25 protein-coding genes are annotated in these 23232 nt (G+C 39.0%); 19 read left to right on the plus strand and 6 right to left on the minus strand.

Annotated features, from left to right (window positions below; all coding sequences use genetic code 11):
* Positions 1-23: 23 nt before the first annotated feature.
* On the minus strand, positions 24-920 hold the full coding sequence (gene pstC / locus D7322_RS09130) for a phosphate ABC transporter permease subunit PstC (RefSeq protein ID WP_121123419.1): 897 nt from the start codon (positions 918-920) through the stop codon (positions 24-26).
* Between the two features lies 1 nt (position 921).
* Positions 922-1902 carry a PstS family phosphate ABC transporter substrate-binding protein gene (locus tag D7322_RS09135; protein WP_121123421.1) on the minus strand — a complete coding sequence of 327 codons (981 nt, stop codon included), beginning with the start codon at positions 1900-1902 and terminating at the stop codon, positions 922-924.
* A 135-nt stretch (positions 1903-2037) separates the two neighbouring features.
* Here D7322_RS09135 and D7322_RS09140 point away from each other — a divergent pair, with 135 nt between their 5' ends.
* The 9 genes from D7322_RS09140 (at position 2038) to D7322_RS09180 (ending at position 10962) form a co-directional block, all read left to right on the plus strand.
* Entirely contained in the window at positions 2038-4143 is a 2106-nt protein-coding gene (locus D7322_RS09140) for a HEPN domain-containing protein (protein ID WP_121123422.1), read from the plus strand.
* An 11-nt stretch (positions 4144-4154) separates the two neighbouring features.
* Positions 4155-4913 carry a uroporphyrinogen-III C-methyltransferase gene (cobA, locus tag D7322_RS09145; protein ID WP_121123424.1) on the plus strand — a complete coding sequence of 253 codons (759 nt, stop codon included), beginning with the start codon at positions 4155-4157 and terminating at the stop codon, positions 4911-4913.
* Between the two features lie 2 nt (positions 4914-4915).
* Positions 4916-5494 carry a precorrin-2 dehydrogenase/sirohydrochlorin ferrochelatase family protein gene (locus D7322_RS09150; RefSeq protein WP_121123426.1) on the plus strand — a complete coding sequence of 193 codons (579 nt, stop codon included), beginning with the start codon at positions 4916-4918 and terminating at the stop codon, positions 5492-5494.
* Positions 5484-6185: a phosphoadenylyl-sulfate reductase gene (locus D7322_RS09155; protein WP_121123428.1), complete on the plus strand. Its 702-nt coding sequence runs from the start codon at positions 5484-5486 to the stop codon at positions 6183-6185. Before D7322_RS09150 ends, D7322_RS09155 begins: the two co-directional genes overlap by 11 nt.
* A gap of 53 nt (positions 6186-6238) precedes the next feature.
* Positions 6239-7129: a sulfate adenylyltransferase subunit CysD gene (gene cysD / locus D7322_RS09160; protein WP_121123430.1), complete on the plus strand. Its 891-nt coding sequence runs from the start codon at positions 6239-6241 to the stop codon at positions 7127-7129.
* 32 nt (positions 7130-7161) lie between these two features.
* Positions 7162-8406 carry a sulfate adenylyltransferase subunit 1 gene (locus D7322_RS09165; RefSeq protein WP_121123432.1) on the plus strand — a complete coding sequence of 415 codons (1245 nt, stop codon included), beginning with the start codon at positions 7162-7164 and terminating at the stop codon, positions 8404-8406.
* 530 nt (positions 8407-8936) lie between these two features.
* Positions 8937-10268 (plus strand): NADP-specific glutamate dehydrogenase, encoded by a 1332-nt coding sequence (gene gdhA, locus D7322_RS09170; protein ID WP_121123434.1) that lies wholly within the window; start codon positions 8937-8939, stop codon positions 10266-10268.
* 101 nt (positions 10269-10369) lie between these two features.
* Positions 10370-10615, plus strand: a complete 246-nt coding sequence (locus D7322_RS09175; RefSeq protein WP_077433299.1) for a hypothetical protein — start codon at positions 10370-10372, stop codon at positions 10613-10615.
* An 8-nt stretch (positions 10616-10623) separates the two neighbouring features.
* Complete coding sequence (locus D7322_RS09180; protein ID WP_121123436.1) at positions 10624-10962, plus strand: hypothetical protein; 339 nt, start codon at positions 10624-10626, stop codon at positions 10960-10962.
* Positions 10963-10996: 34 nt separating this feature from the next.
* Here the strand turns inward: D7322_RS09180 and D7322_RS09185 are convergent, their stop codons facing one another.
* From D7322_RS09185 to D7322_RS09195, 3 genes are read right to left on the minus strand one after another with little or no spacing between them, the layout of a single operon-like run.
* A complete protein-coding gene (locus D7322_RS09185; RefSeq protein ID WP_121123438.1) occupies positions 10997-11656 on the minus strand; it encodes an MgtC/SapB family protein in 660 nt (219 codons plus the stop codon).
* Positions 11657-11715: 59 nt separating this feature from the next.
* Positions 11716-14088 carry an endonuclease MutS2 gene (locus D7322_RS09190; RefSeq protein ID WP_121123440.1) on the minus strand — a complete coding sequence of 791 codons (2373 nt, stop codon included), beginning with the start codon at positions 14086-14088 and terminating at the stop codon, positions 11716-11718.
* 20 nt (positions 14089-14108) lie between these two features.
* Positions 14109-14867: a DUF4296 domain-containing protein gene (locus D7322_RS09195; RefSeq protein ID WP_121123442.1), complete on the minus strand. Its 759-nt coding sequence runs from the start codon at positions 14865-14867 to the stop codon at positions 14109-14111.
* 72 nt (positions 14868-14939) lie between these two features.
* Between D7322_RS09195 and D7322_RS09200 the strand changes: the two genes are divergently transcribed.
* From D7322_RS09200 to D7322_RS09245, 10 genes are all read left to right on the plus strand, one after another.
* On the plus strand, positions 14940-15632 hold the full coding sequence (locus D7322_RS09200) for a YggS family pyridoxal phosphate-dependent enzyme (RefSeq protein WP_121123444.1): 693 nt from the start codon (positions 14940-14942) through the stop codon (positions 15630-15632).
* Complete coding sequence (locus D7322_RS09205) at positions 15625-16077, plus strand: GNAT family N-acetyltransferase (protein ID WP_121123446.1); 453 nt, start codon at positions 15625-15627, stop codon at positions 16075-16077. The genes D7322_RS09200 and D7322_RS09205 overlap by 8 nt, the downstream gene beginning before the upstream one ends.
* A gap of 145 nt (positions 16078-16222) precedes the next feature.
* A complete protein-coding gene (locus D7322_RS09210) occupies positions 16223-16894 on the plus strand; it encodes a DUF3298 and DUF4163 domain-containing protein (RefSeq protein ID WP_183078655.1) in 672 nt (223 codons plus the stop codon).
* 25 nt (positions 16895-16919) lie between these two features.
* The gene (locus D7322_RS09215; protein WP_121123449.1) at positions 16920-18182 is read left to right on the plus strand and encodes an aspartate kinase; all 1263 of its coding nucleotides are present in this window, start codon (positions 16920-16922) and stop codon (positions 18180-18182) included.
* On the plus strand, positions 18183-19370 hold the full coding sequence (locus tag D7322_RS09220) for a THUMP-like domain-containing protein (RefSeq protein ID WP_121123451.1): 1188 nt from the start codon (positions 18183-18185) through the stop codon (positions 19368-19370).
* 46 nt (positions 19371-19416) lie between these two features.
* A complete protein-coding gene (locus tag D7322_RS09225) occupies positions 19417-20406 on the plus strand; it encodes an LLM class flavin-dependent oxidoreductase (protein WP_121123453.1) in 990 nt (329 codons plus the stop codon).
* Positions 20407-20466: 60 nt separating this feature from the next.
* Positions 20467-21276 (plus strand): hypothetical protein, encoded by an 810-nt coding sequence (locus tag D7322_RS09230; protein ID WP_121123455.1) that lies wholly within the window; start codon positions 20467-20469, stop codon positions 21274-21276.
* A gap of 9 nt (positions 21277-21285) precedes the next feature.
* Complete coding sequence (locus tag D7322_RS09235; RefSeq protein ID WP_121123457.1) at positions 21286-21942, plus strand: DUF1345 domain-containing protein; 657 nt, start codon at positions 21286-21288, stop codon at positions 21940-21942.
* Between the two features lie 43 nt (positions 21943-21985).
* Positions 21986-22378: a hypothetical protein gene (locus D7322_RS09240; protein ID WP_121123459.1), complete on the plus strand. Its 393-nt coding sequence runs from the start codon at positions 21986-21988 to the stop codon at positions 22376-22378.
* An 89-nt stretch (positions 22379-22467) separates the two neighbouring features.
* The gene (locus tag D7322_RS09245) at positions 22468-22887 is read left to right on the plus strand and encodes a c-type cytochrome (protein WP_121123461.1); all 420 of its coding nucleotides are present in this window, start codon (positions 22468-22470) and stop codon (positions 22885-22887) included.
* A 205-nt stretch (positions 22888-23092) separates the two neighbouring features.
* Here the strand turns inward: D7322_RS09245 and D7322_RS09250 are convergent.
* Positions 23093-23232: transposase (locus D7322_RS09250; protein WP_147430349.1), on the minus strand; the 140-nt coding region annotated here is incomplete at its 5' end.

Raw genomic sequence — 23232 nt, forward strand, 5'->3', positions numbered from 1 at the left:
CGCTCAATAACCTTCTTTTGGTATTATCCATCTAAACCTCCTTCAAGACGTCTTAAGATCAGACGCGATATTAGATTGAAAACAAATATGATCACAAACAGCAATAATGCTGAAAACATCAATGCAGACTCATAAAGTGGGATGGACATCATCTCACCAAAATTATTCGCAATTAGCGCTGGGATAGGGTAGCCGGCATCAAAGACGGATGTAGGGATCTTGGGCACATTTCCACAAACCATTAATACCGCAATGGTTTCTCCGAACGCACGGGAGGTCGATAAGACAATAGCGGCAATAATACCGGGTTTTGCCTTTTTAAGAATAACATGTTTTATGGTATCCCATTTAGTTGCACCCAAAGACAAAGAAGCTGCTTTTAACTCATACGGAATCGTTTGTAGCACCTCAACCATAATAGAAATCATGATCGGAAAAATCATAACTGCCAATACAATCCCTCCAGCTAACACCGTATAACCAGATGTCACCACGCCAAAAATCGGAGCAATATAAAGCTGTATCAATGGTACAATAAACAATACGCCCCAAACCCCATATAACACCGGTGGTATGGCTGCCAAAACGTTGACAAGTGGAAGCATCATGTTTTTCAATGCATCTGAAGCGTATTCTGTCAGATAAACTGCCGTCAATATACATAATGGAATCGCGATGGCAAGCGATATCAATGTGACAGCAAGTGTGCCAGCAATAAAAGGCAGAAATCCGAATGAGCCCTTCATAGGCGCCCATACTTTGTCCGTCAATAACTGAAATACATTGCTATATTCAAATAACGGAATGGATTTTACTGTTAAACCGACCGCAATAATAACGACAACTGATAGCGAAATCAGCAGTAACAAAAATGTGGACCGTTTTACTAAGGTATCTTTAACTAGACGTGTATTTAGCATGCTATAACTTATTTAGTTCGTCATTGATCAGTGTTTCACTCAATGGTACATAACCATTTTCAAGCAACTGTGACTGCGCCTGTTTCTGCAGTACAAAAGAGATAAATTCCTTCAGGAGCAGGGACTCTGTCTTATTGCGTGTGACAAATGTCAGATCGCGGGAGGGGGGCGCGGGATATTTGCCTGCTGCAACAGCTCCTGTCAGGTCTGACAGCGATCCATAGAATTTCTCGTCGGCTTCAATCTGTCCATTTTTATTTAAATCCAATGGCAGTACATCGATATGGTCAAACACTTTGTTTGTCTTTAAATTATAGACGTAGTTAATATTGTTGAAGCCAATGCCAAACTTATCATCTTTAATAGCTTGGGCAATACCGGGATCTCCGAAGATTCCAACACCTTGCAGGTCCTCCTGTTTGCGTCCGAAAAATTTGGCCCAGGTTTCTGCTGCTCCGGCGGCGTCTGAACGCACATAAACATTAATCGGATCTGCAGTAAATTGCGGATCAATTTGATTCCATGTCTTAAATTTTCGACTGGTAAAAATCCCTGAAAGTTCCTCCTGGGTTAAGCCGCGTTTCATTAATGCTTTATAATTCGGATTAGCAGGATTCAATGTACATATCACAGCATCTTTGGCTACAATAATAGGGACTGCGCCTTTTTTGACTTCTTGTGGATGCAGATCCCGCGATACAAGGCCAATGTCTACCATACCTGTTAACACGTCGGCAATCCCTTTGCCTGCACCGCCTGCCGAGATATTGAAACGCACATGCGGATGATTTCTTTTGAAGTCTTCGCTCCAGATTACGGCCAAAGGGTAGAGTGCAAAGGCCCCTGAAAGTGAAATATTTCCTTCAAATCCACGCTCTTTACTATATCCATTCTTTACTTTTGGTGCGCAGGACGTGATCTTAAATACGGTTATAAAGCTAAAAAACAGAATAATAAAATATCTTTTTATCGTTACACCCATTAGTCTACAGGTTTAGTATATTAAATTTTATACGGCAAATATATATTAATTTGGTAGATATTATAGAATATTAAAAAAATATTTTTACATTTGACTCGAGAAAAGAATACTAAATCAATAGATTTTATTTGTTTTATGCAAAGCTTCCGTACAGAATTAGAAAATCCAGTCGTGGAAAAGGAGATTATTGAACTTGAAAAAAAGATTCGATTATTTCACGAAGGTAAGATCGCTGATGAAAAATTTAGGTCATTGCGTCTAGCCAGGGGAGTATATGGACAGAGACAACCAGGGGTTCAAATGGTTCGTATCAAACTTCCATTTGGAAAAGTTACTTTTAAACAGTTAATCAAAATAGCGGCAATATCTGATGAATATGCAAGTCGTAACCTGCATCTGACCACGCGTCAGGACATTCAGATTCATTACGTTAGTCTGGATCGTACGCCAGAACTTTGGTCAAAATTGGCAGAGGATGATATTACCTTAAGGGAGGCCTGCGGTAATACCGTTCGTAATGTAACAGCTTCACCAACTTCGGGTATTGATCCGAAAGAACCTTTTGATGTATCGCCGTATGCACAGACAACATTTGAATATTTTCTACGTAATCCAGTCTGTGCGGAGATGGGTAGAAAATTCAAGATGTCTTTTTCTGCAAGTGAAGAGGACACCGCTTTCTCGTATATCCATGACTTGGGTTTTATTCCAAAATTAAAGTATGTGGATGGTGTAGAAGTACGTGGTTTCAAAGTCTTGCTAGGAGGTGGACTGGGATCACAGCCATTTTTAGCATCGCTAACAAATGAATTTCTACCGGAAGATGAGCTAATTCCTTATATAGAGGCTACCTTAAGAGTGTTTGACCGATACGGCGAACGCAACAACCGTAACAAGGCTCGCTTTAAATATCTTATTCAGAAACTTGGCTTGGAAGAGGTGTTAAATCTGATCGAAGCAGAAAAGATTGCTACAAAAGTAAAAGCTTTCGCTATCGATCGAACCAAAATTGAACAACCGCTACCACCGGATGACAGCCAAATCACCGTACTTGATCTCGATACCGATTTAAACTATCAGGTATGGAAGAACACGAATACATTTGAACAAAAGCAAGCAGGCTATTATGGTGTCTATGTACGGGTTTCTACCGGGGACATCGGTACCGATAAAGCGCGGTCCTTGATCGCTGGACTAAAAGATCTCGTTGCGGATGATATCCGGATAACACAAAACCAAAGTTTGCTATTGAAGTATGCAACCGAAAAGTCGCTACCTCATATTTATCAACTGCTAAAATCATTAGATCTTGCTCAGGTAGGCTTTGACAGTACTGCAGATGTGACAACATGTCCCGGAACGGACACCTGTAATCTTGGCATTTCAAATAGTACCGAAATGGCGCGGGTCATTGAGTCATATATCGCCGAATTCCACCAAGATTTTATTTTCAACAGAGATTTGAAAATTAAGATATCCGGTTGTATGAATTCCTGTGGCCAACATGGACTGGCACATATTGGCTTCCATGGCAGCTCAGTTAAAGCAGAGGGTAAGGTAGTTCCTGCCGCCCAGGTTATGCTCGGTGGTGGCACGATCGGCGATGGTGAAGGCCGGGTAGCCGAACGGATTATCAAAGTACCCACCAAACGAGTATTGCATGTGGTTGAATTCGTACTGAACGATTACAAAAAGAATGCGGAAGAAACTGAAAACTTTCATGCGTATTACGACAGACAAGGTAAAAATTATTTTTACAATCTATTAAAGCCACTGTCAGATCTAACAACGCTTTCGGAAGATGAGTTTGTGGATTGGGGACATGAAGGTACTTTTCAAACAGCGATAGGTGTGGGTGAGTGTGCTGGGGTAGTGATCGATCTGGTAGCAACATTGATTTATGAGGCGGAGGAAAAGCTGCAATGGGCAAATGAGACATTCGGGGAAGCAAAATTCGCAGACGCTATCTATCATGCATACAATGCCTTTGTTCAGGCAGCGAAAGCCTTGCTGTTAGATAAAGGTATTAGCGCAAGCACACAAAATACAGTGATCAATGAATTCCAGACACATTTTGTGGAGTCCGGGGAATATAACTTTGATCGGTCATTTCCGGAGCTTGTATTACAAATTAGTAAAAATGAACCTACTGAACGCTTTGCAACAGGTTATCTGCAAGAGGCTACAAAATTTATCAATGAGGTTTATCAACGTAAAAATTTAACGCCTGTATTGGCCTAGGAGAGAACGGAATGTCGATAGAAGCAAAAGTAACATTAGTAGGCGCTGGGCCGGGAGATCCAGACTTGATTAGCCTCAAAGGGATCAAAGCGATCCAGAAAGCGGATGTTATTTTATATGACGCGCTTGTCAATGATGAACTACTGGATTATGCAAAAGCAGATTGTATAAAAATTTACGTCGGAAAACGTGCCGAACAGCTCTCAACTTCTCAAGATGAAATTAATCGCCTATTAGTTGACTATGCCTTGAATTATGGGCATGTGGTGCGCTTAAAAGGAGGGGATCCATTTGTCTTTGGACGCGGCGGTGAGGAGATCGATCATGTGGCACAGTATGGTATTGAAACAGCGGTCATACCGGGTATTTCCTCCGCAATTGGTTTGACGGGGTTACAGCAGATTCCTCTGACTTATAGAGGGATCAGCGAGAGTTTTTGGGTGATAACAGGATCAAAATCTGACGGCAGTTTATCTAGCGATCTATACCTGGCAGCGGAATCCAATGCGACTGTAGTCGTTCTGATGGGCTATGGAAAATTAGCAGAGATCGTGGCCATCTATCAGGAAAAAAACCTTCATCATTTACCGATCGCTTTGATTCAAAATGGTTCACTGCCTAATGAAAAGGTTGTATTGGGCACCATAGACAATATATTAGATGAATCTACTGAAAAAAGAGTTGGGGTACCAGCTATTATCATTATCGGTGAAGTGGTGGCGAAACACAGATCGTTTCAACAGATTAAAGAAAAAGCACTTGCATTATAAGGATGAATAAGTTATTTCCCATATTCGTTAAACTTGATCAGATCGAGACTTTATTGGTCGGCGGTGGAAAAGTTGCGTTGGAAAAATTCCAGGCATTGATAACAAATGAAGAGCGATCGAACCTAACTGTCGTAGCAAGGGAAATTGTTCCTGAATTCGAGCAATTGCTCGTCAATTATCCTCATGTTCGACTTCACATACGCCCTTTTAAGACAAATGACATTGAAAACAAGCAACTCGTAATTGCGGCTACGAATAATATAGACCTGAATGATGAACTCCGTGCGTTAACATCACTTCACAATATACTTTTCAATGCAGCGGATAAACCAGATCTATGCGACTTTTATTTGGGATCAATTGTTACTAAAGGCAATCTAAAAGTTGCAATTTCCACAAACGGCAAATCGCCAACGATTGCAAAAAGAGTGAAGGAATTGTTCAACGATCTTTTACCGGACGAAATTGACGAAACGCTTTCGCTGATGAGCGAATATCGTGAACAGTTAAAAGGGGACTTTGAATTTAAAGTAAAGAAGCTGAACGAGCATACCAAAAATATATTACGTCATGAGCGTTAAGGAAATTAAAGAAATTATCGGCGATAAAAAGGGAGCGGAGATGCTGCAGGCAATTGTGGCACTATATCCTTCAGAAGTTGTTTTTTCCACTTCTTTTGGGATAGAAGATCAGATTATCACCGAATGGATCGGCAAAAATGATATCGGCATCGAGATTTTTACTTTAGATACCGGCCGGTTGTTTAAAGAGACGTACTCTTTGTGGAGCCGTACATTGGAACGTTATCAATTGAATATCAAGACATACACACCGGATACAACATTGCTGGAAGATTTTATCAGTAAAAAGGGACCTAATTCTTTCTATGAATCTGTTGAAAATCGTAAAGAATGTTGTCGGATCAGGAAGATTGAACCATTGCAGCGCGCTATCAAAGGAAAAAAAATTTGGATTACCGGCATTCGGTCTGAACAATCAGTCAATAGACATGATATGGATTTTGTAGAGTATGACGAAATAAATGGTATCATAAAAATCCATCCGCTGTTTGACTGGACCTTTGAACAGGTAAAAATGTATTGCAAGGAACAGTATATTCCCTATAATGTCTTACATGACAAAGGATTTCCGAGCATTGGTTGTCAACCCTGTACAAGAGCTGTTCAGGAAGGAGAAGATTTTCGTGCCGGAAGATGGTGGTGGGAAGATCAGAGTAAAAAAGAATGTGGTTTACATGCGGTTAAATCTTAATCCTAAAAAAGCGTAAACCCAAATTCATTAAATCAAATTTATTATTTCAAAGAATGGACTATTTAGATCATTTAGAAGCGGAAGCAATATATATATTAAGAGAAGTCGCCGGACAGTTTGAAAAACCGGCATTACTATTCTCGGGCGGAAAAGATTCCATTACATTGGTTCATCTGGCAAAAAAAGCTTTTAGACCGGGTAAATTTCCCTTTCCATTGGTTCATATTGATACTGGGCACAACTTCCCCGAAACTATTGCTTTCCGTGACAGTCTTATTGAAGAGATCGGAGAAAAACTGATCGTGGGCTATGTCCAAGATAGTATCGATCAGGGCAAAGTCGTTGAGCAAAAAGGAAAAAATGCAAGTCGTAACGCACTTCAGACTGTCACCTTGCTTGAGACAATCTCGAAACATGGTTTCGATGCATGTATCGGAGGGGCACGCAGAGATGAAGAGAAGGCCCGTGCTAAAGAACGTATTTTCTCAGTGCGGGATGAGTTTGGACAATGGGATCCAAAAAGACAAAGACCTGAACTGTGGAGTATTTTCAATGGTAAGATCAACAAAGGCGAGAATGTACGAGTATTTCCGATTTCAAATTGGACTGAGCTCGATGTCTGGAATTATATCAAACGCGAACAAATCGCATTGCCATCCATTTATTTTAGCCATGAACGGGAGGTAATTACTCGTAACGGACAATTAATGGCAGCCGCACCATTTTTGAATATTGATGAAGAGGATGTTATCGAAACTAAATCTGTTCGTTTCAGGACGGTGGGTGATATGACCTGTACAGCAGCAGTAGATTCTACCGCAGTTGCTTTGGATGATATCATTGCAGAAATCAAAGCATCAACAGTCAGTGAACGTGGGGCGCGGATGGATGACAAAGTATCCGAGGCAGCAATGGAAGAACGCAAAAAACAGGGATATTTTTAATTCCTCAAATCTAATACTTGATATTGACAACAATGAATATATTGAAATTTATAACAGCTGGTTCGGTAGACGATGGTAAGAGTACCCTAATCGGTCGATTGCTATACGATACCAATTCTATTTTGGATGACCAATTGGAAGCGATACAACGTGCGAATCGAAAAAATGATGATGGAACAGTAGATTTAGCGATATTAACGGATGGACTAAAGGCAGAACGCGAACAAGGAATCACGATCGATGTCGCTTACAAATATTTTCAGACCGATCAGCGAAAATACATTATTGCTGATGCTCCGGGCCATATCCAATATACGCGAAACATGGTAACCGGCGCATCCAATTCTGAGCTGATTATCATCTTGGTAGATGCACGGAAGGGAGTTATTGAACAAACGAAAAGGCATTCGTTTATTGCTAAATTACTGGCGATGAAGCAGGTATTAGTATGTGTCAATAAAATGGATATGGTAGATTATAGCGCTACTGTTTTTGAACAAATCAAAAATGATTACCAGCAATTGGCTGCTAATTTAGGGCTTCAGGAGGTTGATTTTATCCCGGTATCCGCCTTAAAAGGTGACAATATTGTTCATAAGTCCGATCGTATGCTCTGGTATTCCGGAGAATCGCTATTGGATTACCTGGAAAATGTTGAAATTCACGAAAATCAAGCGGCGAATTGGAGATTCCCGGTACAATGGGTTGTAAGGCCACAAACGGATGATCTCCATGATTATAGGGGATATGCAGGCAGAGTATTAGGAGAGGGGCTTACGGTGGGTGATCAGGTGATTATTTATCCTTCTGAAACATACAGTACTATCAAAGCCATAGAATTTAACGGCCTGCAGCTTGACCGGGCAGAAAATGGACAGTCAGTTATTCTTCATTTAACAGACGATGTGGACATTAGTCGCGGCGACACGATTGCAAATGTTGAAAAACAACCAAAATTTGAACGTAATATTCAGGCAAACGTATGCTGGTTTGACAACAAACCCTTGGATACCGAACAGATCTATTTGCTACAGAGCCACAGTAAATTGACAAAAATTAAGATTGTTGATGTGCTTTATAAATTTGACATCAACACACAGGAAAAAGTTTTCGACGAAACGATTAAGCTCAATGATATTGGTCGTATTGCAATCAAATCTGCTGAAAATCTTGTATTTGATTTACAGACAGAAAATGCTGCAAATTCTCAAGCCATTGTCATAGATCCACGGACTAACTTAACAGTTGGTGCTTTGATGATTCAGGCAGTTGATTAGTATTTTTTATTCTGTAAATATTCAACCTAAATATTTATTAAGGAATCTGAGCGTTTCGCTTGGATTCCTTTTTATTAAATATGCAAGCATTAAATGTAAATCATTGTAAGAAAACTTATTTTATATAATATCAAAAACCAGCAATAACTATATTAAATAATTCATTAAAAACCTCCATTCTCATCACTAAGTATATTTATTATAATTTATATTATGTTAAATAGTAATATACAAACCCACTCTTCCATACGACAGTTTGCGCGACTATATTAAACAAATTACAACATTCCGTCTGTTTTATTGTAAAAACGAAAATGATTCTTCTTTTTATTCAAAATGTCGAATAAAATACACGGATGATTTGATTTCGGGCTACATTCCGATATCACCGAGCTAAATAGCTTATACGGTATAGAATTCGAAATTTCATTATAATCGCTTGAAATTTGTAAAAAATTAATAAAAATTGGTTTTCTGTTAAAAAATATATAAATTAGTGCCAGCCAAAGGGAAATTTTACTAATTAAAACATGTCAAAAAATTTTAACGAGTTCATTGCGAGCGTTGAGAAACGTAATCCAAATGAACCAGAATTCTTACAAGCAGTAAAAGAAGTTACAGAGGATTTATTTCCTTATATCACCAACAATCATCCTGAGTTTTTCGACCAAAAAATTCTTGAACGTCTGACCGAACCTGAACGTATTATTTCTTTTCGTGTAACCTGGTTAGATGACAACCATGAGGTGCAGGTAAACCGTGGATACCGTGTGCAAATGAATAGTTCTATAGGTCCTTACAAAGGAGGCCTCCGCTTCGCTCCTTCTGTGAATCAGAGCATCTTGAAATTCCTTGCTTTTGAACAAGTTTTCAAAAACAGTTTAACGGGCTTGCCGATCGGTGGTGGTAAAGGCGGTTCTGATTTTGACCCCAAAGGTAAATCAGATAATGAAATCATGCGTTTTTGCCAAAGCTTTATGACGGAATTATATCGTCATATAGGTGCTGATACAGATGTTCCTGCAGGGGATATCGGTGTTGGTGGACGTGAAATTGGCTTTTTATTCGGACAATTTAAACGTCTTCAGAATAACTTTACCGGCGTCCTGACGGGTAAAGGTGAATTATGGGGAGGTTCCTACATTCGTCCGGAAGCTACCGGATATGGCCTATTATACTTTGTGGACTGCATATTTAAACATAAAGGACAATCCTTAAATGGTAAAGTTGCAACAGTTTCAGGTGCTGGCAATGTTGCATTTTATGCGGTTGAAAAAGCAATGCAATTAGGTGCAAAAGTAATTACTGTTTCTAATAGTCTCGGCACATTGTATGATCCAGATGGTTTTGATACAGAGAAAATGGCTTTTGGAGCAACTTTAGGACGGAATTTAGACCGATACCCTGCCCGTTATCCAAATGCCCAGTTTTTACCTGGAAAGAAACCTTGGCAGTTTAAATGTGATATCGCATTACCTTGTGCAACACAAAATGAACTGGATGAATCTGACGCCAAAACACTTGTGACAAATGGCTGCATCTGTGTTGCTGAAGGCGCTAATATGCCTTCCACCGCCGAAGCCATTAAGGTTTTCTTAGATGCAAAAATTAGTTTTGCTCCGGGGAAAGCGGCAAATGCAGGTGGAGTTGCTGTAAGTGGCCTGGAAATGTCTCAAAACTCGATCCGTACTCAATGGTGTACCGAGGAAGTTGACAACCGTTTGAAAACAATTATGGAGAGCATTCACGAGACTTGTTTGAAATATGGCAAAGAAAGTGATTTTGTTAACTATTTAAAAGGTGCTAATATTGGTGGCTTTATTAAGGTAGCCAATGCAATGAAAGCGCAAGGAGTTGTATAATCAGCCTTTTTCTAATCATATCATAATCCTGAACGCTCAAATGTATTTCATTTGGGCGTTTTTTTATACTTTTATGGTAATTTTTAAAAAAAGAGATTTACATGAGATTAATAGCGGAACTCCCCCATCCTGATTGCAAGATTTCCATCTTTGGAATGAACCAGAAATTCATTATCAAATTTGAACAGGGAAATCTGGAGCAATCCTATAAAATTGCAGAAGTTGATATCATAGGCGGGGTAAATGGTGTCTTTGAATTACTTGATGAGGAATTTCTTAAAAGTGTGTTAGATCAGTTTGCTTTAATGCGTCAATCATTTAACAGTGCTTACAGTAGATACGAATAGTAGCAATTATGTTAAACTATCTTTATTTCGCAGCATTTTGGGCTTGCCAGATTGTATCCTCTATCCTATTTAAACTAGGTGGAATTCATCCAAAGTATAAATGGGTCGCATTGATTATTGGAAATATTATTTTGCTTTCGGCAAGCTGGTTTCTTATCCAACTGTTTAAAAATGTCTCGCAGCCTATAGTTATTGCATTGTGTTCAGGCGGGACTTTTTTAACTGTCCAGCTGGCCATGGCGTTGTATTTCAAAAGCCCACTTAGTTGGCAGCAGGTAGTCGGTATGTTTGTTATTATTGTGGGTATGGTAATGATCACCTTTGGTGGCAAAGACCAGACAGCTTAAGAATTTGATTTTATCCCGAAAAAATTGATGAGTTTTATTTGTTATAATAAAACTCATCAATTACAAGTGAACTTGCGAGCTGTTGATTAAAGCGGTCTAAATCCGTCATTTTTCCGGAAATATCATACATTACTTCCAGTTTTCCACTGATTTTCTCGATTACACGACGTGAAGCTTTAATTTTAAAATCCAGCGCCATTTGTTCAAACTCATGTAGATGATAAAATTCATTTGAACTAAATTTGATATGTAATGAACGTACTAGATAGTAACGCGATAATAATATTTCTATCCGCTGGAAAAGCGCAAGGATAAGCACCATAAAAATGGCGAAGGAGATTGCATAAACTAATTCGCCCAATCCGGCAAACATTCCAATCCCGGCTGTGGCCCAGATAACGGCTGCAGTAGTTAGGCCACTGACTGATAATTTACCTTTAAATATAACTCCTGCTCCTATAAAACCGATACCTGTAACGATATTGGCAGCAACCCGATCCGTACTATTGCCAATAAATAAACAGGATACAATCGTGAACATGGCAGAGCCAAAGCAGATCAGTACCACTGTACGGAATCCAGCCGATTTATTTCTGTACTCACGCTCAAAGCCGATTAAACTGCCGCACAAAATTGAAGTTATGGCATTTAGTAAAGGCTTACTACTCAAAAAATCAATAATACTTTCCATCATAAGTGCTGTTGGACGATAATATCAAAAACTCCCATTTAAACAATGGGAGCTCTCTTTTCCTATAAGTAAGCGTAAGTTATTCCATCACCACCGCGGTCTTGATGTTCATCTTCAAACCGGCTGACATGGCTGTATTTACGTAAATAGTCCCGAATGAATTTTCGCAAAATACCATCCCCTTTACCATGAATAATTTTTAAGGATGGATAGCCTACCATAACGGCCCTATCCAGTACTTTTTCTAATTCATTCAGTGCATCTTCGGTTCGCATACCACGGAGGTCAATCTCCGGATTAAAATCCGCTACGGTTCCGGCTGACAACGATCTGGATAAACTTTTTGCTGATTTCTTATTTTCCCGTCCTTCGAGCTTAACGACATTCTTTCGCTTCTGCACTGTTCGCAATTCTCCCATGGCAAGAATCACGTTGTTTTTAGCAATTTCAACAACCTGTGCTTCGGCTCCATTGTCAATAATCTGCACCCAGTCACCGATGGTCAGTTCGGAGGATTCCGTTATTTTGTCTTTGATGACATGCTTAGTCGTCTGTTCTTTTGGCAAAACAGCTTTCAGAGCTTGATCCAGGTTGCTGCGCAGTTCACGGGTTTTCTCCTTATCAGCTTTCGCCGACTTGATCTGTGCGACCGTATTTTCAATTAATTTATTGGAGTTCCTGATGATTTCCTGAGCCTCCTCTTTGGCTTTTTTAAGTATAACCCGTTTATTTTCCTCCAGATAATTTTGCAGTTCCAGGTACTCAGATTTAAGAGATTCAAGTTCTTTCTCTCTTTTATTAATGGCAACTTTTGTATCAAACACCTCTTTCTTCTCCCGTTCAAGATCGATCAACAAGGTATCTACCTTTTTCTGTTGTACACCGATCTTCCCTTTGGCAGCCTCTAGAATATCCTTTCCTAACCCTATTTTCTGCGCAATTTCGAAGGCATAAGAGCTTCCAGGTTTACCGATCTGGAGAATATACATTGGACGCATCTCACGGTTATCGAACAACATAGAAGCATTCTCCAGACCCGTTGTATTGCTCGCAAATACTTTTAAGTTTGAGTAGTGGGTGGTTACCACACCTCTAACCTGCTTTTTATTCAGCGATTCCAACACAGCTTCGGCAATAGGTCCTCCAAATAAAGGATCTGTTCCGGTACCGAATTCATCAATGAGCACCAAGGTGCGTCCACTGGCAAATTCCGTAAAATATTTCATTTTCGATAAGTGTGCACTGTAGGTACTGAGGTCACTCTCAATAGATTGATCATCACCGATATCAGCGAATATTTGCTTAAATACGCCTACTTTCGTCGTTGGCTCAGCTGGGATCAATAAACCCGATTGTACCATGATCTGTAGCAAACCTACGGTCTTCATACAAACTGACTTACCGCCGGCATTTGGTCCGGAGACAACAATAACACGTTGCAATTGGTCGATCTGTATATTCAAGGGAACGACAGTACCTTTATGGTGTTCGTTAAGTATGAGTAAAGGGTGACGCGCATTGATGAGATTGATCTCCGCTTCTTTGGACAGTTCCGGCATCTCGGCCTCAATATCCAAGGCAAACAAAGCTTTGGCCCTAACAAAATCAACCTTGGTCAATAAACCATGATAAGACAGCAATAATGGGAGATGTGGACGTACTTTATCTGTGAGTTCAACAAGAATTCGGATAACCTCCCTCCTGCGCTCAAATTCAAGATCTCTTATCTTATTATTAAGCTGGAATACTTCTTCTGGTTCAATGTAAGCTGTCTGCCCTGTTGCTGATTCGTCGTGAATTAATCCTTTGAGCTTTCTTTTGTTTTCCGCCAGGATGGGGATACACAGACGTCCATCGCGTACGGTCAAATTGCCATCCGCGGTCCACCCGCTGTCCTGCGCATTTTTGAAAATACTATTTATGCGTTTGAGCGCATCTTGTTCTGCACGTTGTATTTGCTGGGTGATCTCAAGTAACAGGCGGGAAGCATTATTTTTGAGTTTCCCACGCTCGTCGATGACTGTTTCAATATCTCGGATGATTCCCTTCTCTATCGGTAAATGCTCAAATAGCACTTCCAAATTTGGATATAGCCCTTCTCTTTCATTAAAATATCGAATGATGGCGTAAACAGTTTTCAAAGACAACAAGACACGAAAAAACTCTTCTTCAAGTAGAAAAGCACCTTCAACCCTTGCTTTTTCAATAATGGATTTTAAAGGAAAAAAATTCTCGACGGGAAATGCCCCATCATTGACAAGAAGATCTTTGAATTCACTTGTCTGTCTCAAAAAACGATCTATCTGATCAAAGCGAGTTTGTGGCTGAATTTTTTCGACCAGCTCACGGCCTGATTCACTCAGGCATTTTTGTTTTATTTTATCTTTTATCTCGGAAAAGCCGAGTTTATCTATCACATTTAATGGATATACCATAAAATTATATTCTTTGATGGTTAAAGTTTTGATACAGGCTTTAATGCCTGTGGTGGAGTAAGAATAGGTTTTTCAAGCCTTTGTTCGATTTGTTTTGGTAACGTTGCTGTGTCCTTTGCCGAAACGCCAGGTGTTGTTGCTGGGGACGCAGGATTTCCAGAGGAAGTAGGCGGCGGTGATCCAGCTGGAGTTATTGAACTACCTATAGATAGCTGGTTCATTAAATAGCTGTCCAAACTAACACCTGTTTTCTGTTGGAAATTTTTGTTAAACAACCAAGACGCTTCTTTAAAACTGAATTTCTCCTTGCTTGGTTGGTAGTGGATAAGCGCAGCAATACGTTCTTGATACTGTTGCTGTTGTCGCATCACACGACTTGTACTATCCTGAATCCTTGCATTGACAATCGAATCCCTTGTTCGGATAGAATCTTGTTTTTTACGTTCGATATCCGTATAAAACTTATTCTCCTTCGTCAAGTTATCTTCCACTTTTTTATAAATGGCCGACATGATTTCAGCATCTTTACCATAATAGTCCAGGTTCTTTTTAAAAGAAACGGAGTCTAACCCGTATTTATCAAAAGTCACCTGATACAAAGGCACCATCACTTTGCGTGCACTATCAATGGGCAAAATATTGAGATATGAATCTGTCAATTGGATTTCTGTCAAAGCATTTACAAATTTGCTTTGCGAGATAATATCCTTCTCTTCTGGTCTGACACAGGAACCAAATAAAAAAATCACAGCAAGTAGATTCAGTATTAATCGTAGCATTTCGTAGTTTTGTACAAATTTACAAAAAGCACCGACATTTGGCACTTTTTACATCATCAAACTATATCTGAAATGAGTATTGCGAGTAATTTAGAAGCTTTAAGATTGGAAACTGAGGCTAAAGGCGTTCAGCTTGTAGCAGTTTCAAAGACAAAGTCCAATTCAGAAATCATGGAAGCCTATGAGGCTGGACAACGTATTTTCGGTGAAAATCATGTTCAAGAATTAATTGAGAAAGCGGAGCTTTTACCTAAAGATATTCAATGGCATATGATCGGACACCTACAGACAAACAAAGTAAAATATATTGCTCCATTTATTAGTCTAATTGCTTCTATTGACTCCCTAAAACTGCTAAAAGAAGTTAATAAACATGCATTAAAAGCTAATCGTACCATCGACTGTTTATTGCAAGTATATATTGCTGATGAGGATACCAAGTTCGGTTTGGATCATGCCGAATTGATCGAGCTGCTTCGTGATGAAGAATTCTTAGAACTAAAAAATATCCGAATTTGTGGTCTGATGGGTATTGCCTCCAATACAGACAATGAAAAGGTGATCAAAGCAGAGTTCTATGAACTAAAGATGTTATTTGATGGAATTAAAGCTAGCTTCTACCGGAAAGATGATTATTTTAACATACTCTCCATGGGAATGTCATCGGATTACAAATTAGCGATTGAAGAGGGATCAACTATGGTCCGTATCGGAAGTACAATCTTTGGTAAAAGAGTAGTTAAACATTATAAAAACAATGACTAAACCAATTATACGCGAAGCAATTAAGGCCGATTGCCCACAAATGCTTGAATTAATCAAAGAATTGGCGATCTATGAGAAAGCACCGGATGAAGTAACAGTTTCCCTCGCGGAGTTTGAAGAAGCAGGGTTTGGAGATAATCCTATTTGGGGTGCATTTGTAGCAGAAGTTGGTGAAGAAATTGTTGGAATTTCATTATATTACGTCAGATACTCCACCTGGAAAGGAAGAAGGCTTTACCTGGAAGATTTAATCGTTACCGAAAAAATGCGCGGACTGGGAATGGGTAAGCAACTTTTTGACAGGACGCTTGCCTATGGTAAAGAATGTGGTTACCATGGCATGGTATGGCAAGTTTTGAACTGGAACGAATCTGCCATAAAATTCTACGAGCGGTATAAAGCTGATTTTGATCCGGAGTGGATCAATGTATCGATCACTTATTAAAATTAAAGGGAAAACAATCAATTCAATGCGGTTTTATCTTTTTTTGAGAATTTTATTTATAGGTTGTTTGTTTTACTCGTGTCAAAACAGAAGTGTAGCACCTTCTCTAGCTCAGACCGGGGATACACTCTCATATCACAAAAAAATGGTTGATGAGCATAGTAATTATTTTCTAAAAGGAGAAGATAAATTGGATACTACTTATTTCCGGGCTAGCTATCCGGTGTTCGATGAAGCAAAAATCAATGATCTTGTTTCATCTATAGTTCATCTTGAAGGAGATACCAGTATGGAAGAAGCCGCCCATCGTTTTATCAATGCTTATAATGAATATGTGGATGATAACAATGGTAAATCTACTGCAACCTGGAATCGGGATCTTCGGGTTGATGTAGTTGCAAATACGCCCATGTATCTGGCCATACGAACAAAACAAGAGGAATATACTGGCGGAGCTCATGGTGACCATGTCACCTTATATTCAAACTTTGATAGGCAGTCTAATAGTCCAATTACAATTGACGATATTATTCGTAAAGAAGATAAAGATAAGTTTATCACAATCGCCGAACAATGTTTTCGTAAACAAGAGGGACTGCATAAGGATGATACCTTAAATGGGAAATATTTTTTTGAAGGTGGCAAGTTTTCGCTTGCGGATAATTTTACATTTGAAAAAAACGAATTATTATTTTATTATAATATCTACGAAATTAAATCTTACGCTGAAGGTGGTACAGAGCTGCGTATTCCCTACACAACTTTTAAAGATCTGATGTCAGAAAAAGGATTACATTATATTAATAGTATCAATTAGCAATCAACTAAACTCAATAAAATAAATGCAGGTTTTTAAATTTGGAGGTGCATCGGTAAAGGATGCGGAAAGTGTCAGAAATTCAGCAAAGATTATTTCGAAATACAAAGGTGAAGCTTTGTTGGTCGTTATCTCTGCCATGGGTAAGACAACAAACCTTCTGGAGAAATTGACCAGAGAATATTATAATAATACGGGCTTGCAGTTTCAGACCCTTGAAGAAGCCAAAGCATTTCATTTTCAAATTCTTTGGGATCTATTTCCTGGCGGTGAAAATCCCATATTCGATGAAATTGCCAACTGTTTCGTCGAAATCGAATGGATTTTGGAAGAGGATCCGCAAGACTCTTACGATTACCTATTTGACCAAATTGTGTCCATGGGTGAATTGATTTCGACGAAAATTGTCGCTGCCTATGTTGCCTTTATTGGGGAGAAAGTAAAATGGATAGATGCACGTGATTATATATTGACCGATAATACCTACCGCGAGGCTGTCGTAGACTGGAGTAAAACAGAAGAGAAAATCCGTGCTGAACTTCCATCCATATTAGACGAATACATTGTCATTACGCAGGGTTTTCTGGGATCCACATCGGAGAATTTCACAACAACTTTAGGTCGTGAAGGTTCCGATTATTCAGCAGCTATTTTTGCGTCATGTTTAAATGCTGAAAATGTAACAATCTGGAAAGACGTTCCGGGGGTTCTCAATGCTGACCCGAAATGGTTTGAAAAAACGGAATTGATTCCTGAACTGTCGTATACGGATGCGATCGAGCTTACCTATTATGGGGCGACTGTCATTCACCCGAAGACGATCAAACCGCTGCAGAATAAAAAAATAGCCTTAAATGTGCGTTCTTTTATTGATCCGGAGTCTCCAGGAACAATAATTCGTAGTACAAATCAGACATTACCGGTTCCTTCGTTTATATTCAAAGTAAATCAGATTTTTATTTCCATCTCGCCAAGGGATTTTTCTTTCATCGTGGAAGACAATCTCAGGGATATCTTTAACCTGTTTCATGAACATCGCATCAAAATCAATATGATGCACAATACGGCAATCAATTTCACCGTCGCAGTGGATGATACGGGGAAAAACCTGGTGGATTTAATTAACGATCTTGAACAACGGTTTAAAGTTACCCATGAGTCTGGTCTTGAATTAATTACTATCCGTTACTATAATCAGGAAACGATCGACCGCGTTCTGGTTGATAAAGAAGTGATCAGTGAATTGAAGGATAGATATACTTGTCAGCTTCTCGTTAAGAAAATATAAATGAATAGATTGATTCTTCAAAAGGAGGTGCAGTTGTTTTTGGAAAAAAGCCTGGATGAGTCTCCTGCCAAAATAGCTTTAAAGAAATCTCCTTTTGAGGGAATATCGTCTTCTGAATTAGCTGCACAGCTGGATGGTAAACAGCGTGCAAGGACTAAACTTCCGTTATGGACAAAGACACCGGGTGTCTATTTTCCTGCTAAATTAAATCTAGAACAGTGCTCGTCAGAAAAAACGGCATTATTTAAAAGTTCGCTTATTCAGGAAGGTACAAATTTAATTGATGCAACGAGCGGTTTTGGTGTCGACAGCTTTTATTTTTCAACGCGGGCAAAGCAAGTGGTTTCATGTGAGCTCAATCCTGATCTTGCGAAAATTTCTGCATATAATGCTAGGATATTGTCTGCCGCAAATATCGAGGTTATTGCCACAAATGGTGTAGATTACATACTTAACAATCCACAGGCACATTTTGATTATATCTATCTGGATCCTTCGCGCAGAGTTCAAAATAAGAAAGTATTTTTATTGGACGAGTGTGACCCCAATTTGGTGGCTCTCCAAAACGATTTTTTCGAACGATCAGATATCATTATCAGCAAGCTTGCGCCATTATTGGATATCTCCTCAGCATTGAGCATGTTAGTCCATGTAAAGGATGTTTATGTCGTTTCCTTGCAAAATGATTGTAAAGAACTTATTTTTATTCAAGAGAAAGGATATATAGATGAACCGGTCATTCACGCTGTCCGGCTGTTCAAAGAGGAACAACAGATCATCTCTTTTACTTATGGGGGGGAACGCGCTACCCTTGTCGATTATAGTGCACCTCTATCCTATCTTTATGAGCCGGATGTTGCCCTGACCAAAGCCGGTGCGTTTAAAACAATCATCAATCATTTTGATGTGAAAAAACTACACAAAAGCACGCATTTATATACATCGGATCAGAAAATCCCTGATTTTCCGGGCAAAATATTTAGGATAAAACAGGTTGAATCTTTTACAGAATTCAAGAAAAGGAAAAGTCCTCTAATTGCGGATATTATCGCTAAAAATTTCCCGCTAAAAACGGAGGAGATAAAAAAGAAGTTTAAGATTAAAGATGCTGGTGACACCTTCACCTTTTTCACAACAATATTGAATGATCAGCTTACTGTCATACATGCACAGCGAATCCTAGAATAGACAATTTCATTACAATTGTACTATTTCTTCTCCGTAATTTTAATACATGGATAAAATCGTATTATCAGCATTAGATTTAGCTCCTGTCAAAAAGGGAGAAAATGCAGCCAGTGCTATCGCTCGCAGTGTAAAAGTTGCCCAACATATCGAAAAACTAGATTTTAAAAGAATTTGGGTAGCTGAACACCATAATATGGAGTATATTGCAAGTTCGGCAACCTCACTGCTTATACAGCATATTGCTTCAAATACTGACCGGATCAGAGTAGGTTCAGGTGGTATCATGTTGCCTAATCATGCTCCCCTGGTGATTGCCGAACAATTTGGTACATTGGAAACGTTATTTCCGGGGCGAATTGATCTTGGTTTAGGTCGGGCACCGGGTACTGATCAATTGACTGCAATGGCCTTGCGAAGGAATAATCTGAATACTGCATTTCAGTTTCCGCAGGAAGTCAAAGATCTTCAACGTTATTTCAGTTCGGATAATTATGATGCAAAAGTGCGCGCATTTCCTGGTGAAGGACTGGAAATACCCCTTTATATTCTTGGGTCTAGTACAGATAGCGCTTATTTAGCGGCCAGTTTAGGACTTCCCTATGCCTTTGCGACACACTTTGCCCCGGCTCAATTTGCCTCGGCAAGCATGATCTATCATCAGAATTTCGTGCCATCGGAAGTGCTTGACAAACCATACTTTATTTCCTGCGTCAATGTTATTGCTGCAGACAGTACCGAAGAGGCTGAGTTTTTGTCAACCAGCTTCTATAATCTATTTGCTAGTATTGTAACCAATACAAGAAGACCTTTATCTCCACCGACAGAGGAAGTAATTTATAAAGGGATTCCAGCCATCGAACAAGCTGTAGAGAGCATGGCCTCCTGTGCTTTTGTAGGGGATAAAAATAAGATTGCTCCAGAGATAAACAAATTTGTCAAAGATCATAAAGTCGATGAAATTATGGCGACCTCCTATATCTTTGATGATGAAAAATGCCTGAAATCATTTTCCTTACTTAAGGAAGCTCTCTCCTAACAAAGCTAAAGGGTTCATATATTGTGAATTTTTATATATTTAAATAAAAATTCACAATATATGAACAGCTATTCTGCTTTGACCTTACTGTTTGGGCTATTATTCATCCAAGCTTGTCACAGTCCCACAACGAAAAAAGATGATACCCCAATAGATTCAGTTGCTACGAAAGATAGCTCATCTTTGATGTCGAAAGACAGTACAGGCTTGTTACTTTCGGCAGCAGCCGATAGTTCAAAGGGACAGATTTTTTTGGTTCGCAGTTATCGCATCTGGGAAAAGGAGGATCCAACCGCTGTATTGAATAAGGATTGGTTTGATCTTTATGAGCGCGAGGGGAAATATTATCTGGAGAAAGTCGATTATGAAATTAAGGATAGTTATGATGAATGTGCTCAGGTTCCGTCAAAAAATGTCGAGTCCAAAAGAAACTCACTTTTGTTTCTGAATATAAAGGGATTAAAACCGGGGGCCGTGGAAAATATGAAGATCAACCATTCAGAAATCTGGCCCAAGGAATCTGTAGAGTATAATTTTAAAAAACAACGAATTGTCCTTAAAGGATTGGGAGACATCAAATCCACTGAAGTGCAGACGGATGAAAAGGGACATGAAAAACTATTTCACGAAGTCGCACATTACAAGCTCAATGCTACCTTTGGGGGAGCTAAAGAAATAACTTTATTTCAAAAAGATCAATATGATCATATATTTATGTCTACACAGTTTGTTGGTGACATAGATCGTGATGGGCAGTTGGATTTTATCTTTTCTAATCCGGGGAACTATGAGGAAGAAGCACTGCTTTTGTTCCTTTCTAATGGCGGAAGACCATTGATTTTCGAGGCAAATGAGCAGTTTGATTGTTAATTTGCAGTCATGAAAGATATAAAAACAGTCCTGCATCAAATGAAGTCCATTCATCGGGCTCTAATCGCAATTTGTGTTTTTATACTTGTGTATATCTTTTCCCCGATTAAAACCTTCACATTGTTAAGTCTGGTTTTATGTTGGCTTGGCTTTTGTATTTCCTATATATTGGTTTCCTGGTATACGTTTTACTCCATGCCGGTGACCACAATCGCTAAGAAAGCACAACAGGAAGACGGTAGTCGACTTTTTGTATCCCTGTTTATCATATTGGTTACGGTGAGTTGCTTTATTTCTGTGCTAATGATCATTATATCGACTAAGGATAAACAGCTTGATAATTCATTTATTATCATTATCTGTATGCTTGCTATACTTGCTTCGTGGTGTCTGGTTCATACCATCTACACATTCCATTATGCACGTTTATATTATGAAAATGGTTCCAAGGGCAGTGGATTGGAATTCCCAGGGGACGACCAACCAGACTATTTGGATTTTGCTTATTTTTCTTTTGTCATGGGCTGTACATTTCAGGTGTCTGATGTGGGTATTTCATCAAAAAAAATTAGACGGGTTGCGCTATTTCATGGCCTCCTCTCCTTTGGACTGAATACATTCGTCGTTGCTCTGACTATCAATATCATTTCTGGTTTGATCAATTGAGTTTTTAAACTAAAAACCGTATTTTAGTCCAAAATTTACACGTATGAAGTTGTTCAAACCATTAGTCGCGCTCATTTTATGCCTTATCACTTTTTTTTCGTGTAAGAAGAATGAAAATACGGATGGTGAAGGATCTGCTGGAGTTACCGGAAGTTATATTGGCAGGGTTCAATTTCAGGGCAACTCATTGTCTGTTGATCGATCCAATAGATTGATCCGTATTCTACCTGATGGAGGTGACAAATCGTTTAAAATTGAATTCTTTACAGGAGTGCCAAATATTACGGGAGTCCGCTTTACGCAGGATAATGACAGTACTTGGATCTCGAACGATACAACCAGACTAAAAAAGGTGACCATATCGGGTAAATCTCTTGAAATAGACTACCAATTAAATAGTCAACGCTGGATTGTAAATGACGGGATTCGTAAATAATAATCAATCTAAATTGTCATAATAACTTCATTTTTCGTTGTAAAAGTATTTTCTTATCGCTATATTAGTCAAGCGTAAGGAAAAGAGAAATGAAACACATCAAAAAAATTGGAGCAATTGCTTCGGTATTTGCCATAGTTATCGCCTTGAGTGCATTTAACTTCCAGCGGGAAAAACCTCAGGAAGAACCCAGACCTACAAATTTAAAAGTTTTACCGAAGAATATTTCACATGACGAACTGATCGCGACAATGAAAGAATTTAATGTCGCATTGGGTGTAAAATGCGGATTTTGTCATGCACCTTCAAAAGAAGATCCTAAAAAGATGGATTTTGCAAGTGATGAAAATCAAAAAAAGGAAATCGGTCGGGCAATGATCAAGATGACACTAAAGATTAACAAAAAATATTTTAATCGTAGTTGGGATAGCTCTCCCGCCAAAGCAATATCCTGTAAAACTTGTCATGGCGGCAAAGAAGAACCAGAAATGGTCATAGCGAAAAACTAATCAAACTATATATTTATGTAACACCATAGGGCTTCTCTTATGGTGTTTTTTATTGCCTATTCTTTGCTTATTTATTGGTGTTTCTTGGGTTATTCTTTGCTGTTTCTAGGCTTTTTTCTGGATTTTCCTTGGTATTGGTTTGCGATTCCTTCTCTTTTCTGCTATTAAACCAGGATCATACCGAAAGTTTGGGGGGTACAATTTTTTAAGCATACAATTTCATTACTTTATATAGGAAGAATGTGGTATCCCTTACGCCACGAAAGACACTCCTGAAAGCTTTGAGCTTTGCATTGAAAGACTCTGCTGAAGCATTGGTACTTCTGTTGTTGAAGTAGTGTAGGA

The sequence above is a fragment of the Sphingobacterium puteale genome, assembly GCF_003627955.1.
GTDB classification, from domain to species: domain Bacteria; phylum Bacteroidota; class Bacteroidia; order Sphingobacteriales; family Sphingobacteriaceae; genus Sphingobacterium; species Sphingobacterium puteale.

Coding starts and splice junctions, on each gene's coding strand:
- D7322_RS09240 (WP_121123459.1), top strand. CDS start 21,986: ATGAAGTTGTTCAAACCATTAGTCGCGCTCATTTTATGCCTTATCACT.
- D7322_RS09165 (WP_121123432.1), top strand. CDS start 7,162: ATGAATATATTGAAATTTATAACAGCTGGTTCGGTAGACGATGGTAAG.
- D7322_RS09175 (WP_077433299.1), top strand. CDS start 10,370: ATGAGATTAATAGCGGAACTCCCCCATCCTGATTGCAAGATTTCCATC.
- D7322_RS09150 (WP_121123426.1), top strand. CDS start 4,916: ATGAATAAGTTATTTCCCATATTCGTTAAACTTGATCAGATCGAGACT.
- D7322_RS09225 (WP_121123453.1), top strand. CDS start 19,417: ATGGATAAAATCGTATTATCAGCATTAGATTTAGCTCCTGTCAAAAAG.
- gdhA (WP_121123434.1), top strand. CDS start 8,937: ATGTCAAAAAATTTTAACGAGTTCATTGCGAGCGTTGAGAAACGTAAT.
- D7322_RS09180 (WP_121123436.1), top strand. CDS start 10,624: ATGTTAAACTATCTTTATTTCGCAGCATTTTGGGCTTGCCAGATTGTA.
- D7322_RS09235 (WP_121123457.1), top strand. CDS start 21,286: ATGAAAGATATAAAAACAGTCCTGCATCAAATGAAGTCCATTCATCGG.
- D7322_RS09210 (WP_183078655.1), top strand. CDS start 16,223: ATGGTTGATGAGCATAGTAATTATTTTCTAAAAGGAGAAGATAAATTG.
- D7322_RS09200 (WP_121123444.1), top strand. CDS start 14,940: ATGAGTATTGCGAGTAATTTAGAAGCTTTAAGATTGGAAACTGAGGCT.
- D7322_RS09190 (WP_121123440.1), bottom strand. CDS start 14,088: ATGGTATATCCATTAAATGTGATAGATAAACTCGGCTTTTCCGAGATA.
- D7322_RS09155 (WP_121123428.1), top strand. CDS start 5,484: ATGAGCGTTAAGGAAATTAAAGAAATTATCGGCGATAAAAAGGGAGCG.
- D7322_RS09140 (WP_121123422.1), top strand. CDS start 2,038: ATGCAAAGCTTCCGTACAGAATTAGAAAATCCAGTCGTGGAAAAGGAG.
- cobA (WP_121123424.1), top strand. CDS start 4,155: ATGTCGATAGAAGCAAAAGTAACATTAGTAGGCGCTGGGCCGGGAGAT.
- D7322_RS09185 (WP_121123438.1), bottom strand. CDS start 11,656: ATGATGGAAAGTATTATTGATTTTTTGAGTAGTAAGCCTTTACTAAAT.
- cysD (WP_121123430.1), top strand. CDS start 6,239: ATGGACTATTTAGATCATTTAGAAGCGGAAGCAATATATATATTAAGA.
- D7322_RS09135 (WP_121123421.1), bottom strand. CDS start 1,902: ATGGGTGTAACGATAAAAAGATATTTTATTATTCTGTTTTTTAGCTTT.
- D7322_RS09220 (WP_121123451.1), top strand. CDS start 18,183: ATGAATAGATTGATTCTTCAAAAGGAGGTGCAGTTGTTTTTGGAAAAA.
- pstC (WP_121123419.1), bottom strand. CDS start 920: ATGCTAAATACACGTCTAGTTAAAGATACCTTAGTAAAACGGTCCACA.
- D7322_RS09195 (WP_121123442.1), bottom strand. CDS start 14,867: ATGCTACGATTAATACTGAATCTACTTGCTGTGATTTTTTTATTTGGT.
- D7322_RS09230 (WP_121123455.1), top strand. CDS start 20,467: ATGAACAGCTATTCTGCTTTGACCTTACTGTTTGGGCTATTATTCATC.
- D7322_RS09245 (WP_121123461.1), top strand. CDS start 22,468: ATGAAACACATCAAAAAAATTGGAGCAATTGCTTCGGTATTTGCCATA.
- D7322_RS09205 (WP_121123446.1), top strand. CDS start 15,625: ATGACTAAACCAATTATACGCGAAGCAATTAAGGCCGATTGCCCACAA.
- D7322_RS09215 (WP_121123449.1), top strand. CDS start 16,920: ATGCAGGTTTTTAAATTTGGAGGTGCATCGGTAAAGGATGCGGAAAGT.